Annotated in this window: 1 protein-coding gene; it reads right to left on the bottom strand. The window is 43.8% G+C overall.

Annotated elements, in window-relative coordinates; all coding sequences use genetic code 11:
• Positions 1 to 361, bottom strand: a 361-nt coding sequence (locus AB4351_RS22275; protein ID WP_372127027.1) for a hypothetical protein, incomplete at both ends; no start/stop codon positions are given.

Genomic DNA, 361 nt, shown 5'->3' with positions numbered 1-361 from the left:
CAAACGTACTCGCAACCGTCGTATCAGTGATGGTTGGCACATCATCCGTCACCGTGATTTTCAGATCGATCGCATTCGATTTATCTTGGTCGAAATCTTCTGCCACAACAGAGAAGTTAAGGTCAATCGTGTTTTCATCAGAGCCATCAGGGTGCTTAAGTGGTTTAAACAATTCGAATTGATAGCTGTTATCCGAGGTATCGAAAATAATCTCGAACACCGCTTCATTACTCGTTGCTGTTTGAGCAACATGAGTGAAGGTTGTGCCGCTTTGTGACACAGCTTGCCACTCTAAACTTTCTCCATCAGAGGTTAAGCCAGTCAGAACCAAATCTTCATCGACCAGTTCATACTTCACAAC

The sequence above is a fragment of the Vibrio sp. 10N.261.51.F11 genome (assembly GCF_041471665.1).
GTDB lineage: Bacteria > Pseudomonadota > Gammaproteobacteria > Enterobacterales > Vibrionaceae > Vibrio > Vibrio crassostreae_C.
Note: the sequence above shows the minus strand (reverse complement) of the source record. Positions and strands in the feature narration are given on the sequence as shown.